At 50.0% G+C, this 354-nt stretch carries 2 rRNA genes; both read right to left on the bottom strand.

Going from position 1 to position 354, the window contains the following annotated elements:
- Positions 1-10: 10 nt before the first annotated feature.
- A 5S ribosomal RNA gene (rrf, locus tag AC1DLI_RS34455) occupies positions 11-127 on the bottom strand.
- Positions 128-297: 170 nt separating this feature from the next.
- A 16S ribosomal RNA gene (locus tag AC1DLI_RS34450) occupies positions 298-354 on the bottom strand; the annotation flags it as partial.

Here is a 354-nt window from a genome sequence, read left to right as displayed (position 1 = left end):
GAGATAACCCGCTTGGCGACGTCCTACTCTCCCAAGACCCTGCGGTCTAAGTACCATTGGCGCTGGAGGGCTTAACGGTCGTGTTCGGTATGGGAACGTGTGGTTCCCCTCCGCCATCGCCACCAAACGGATGACTAGACATAACTAAAGAAAGCGTCCAACAATGCCACGAATCAGATCAAGCAATATGCTTCGTTCTTCATCTATGTATTGCAGTTACTCTTTCAAAACTGACAACGAGTAAGCGATAAACTGCCAAGTTTATCCGAACCTCATCGGGTTCGGGTATTTCCTTAGAAAGGAGGTGATCCAGCCGCACCTTCCGATACGGCTACCTTGTTACGACTTCACCCC

The sequence above is a fragment of the Paenibacillus sp. 01T443 genome (assembly GCF_056398325.1).
The sequence above is the reverse complement of the archived record's forward strand: the minus strand, read 5'-3'. Positions and strand labels throughout refer to the sequence as shown.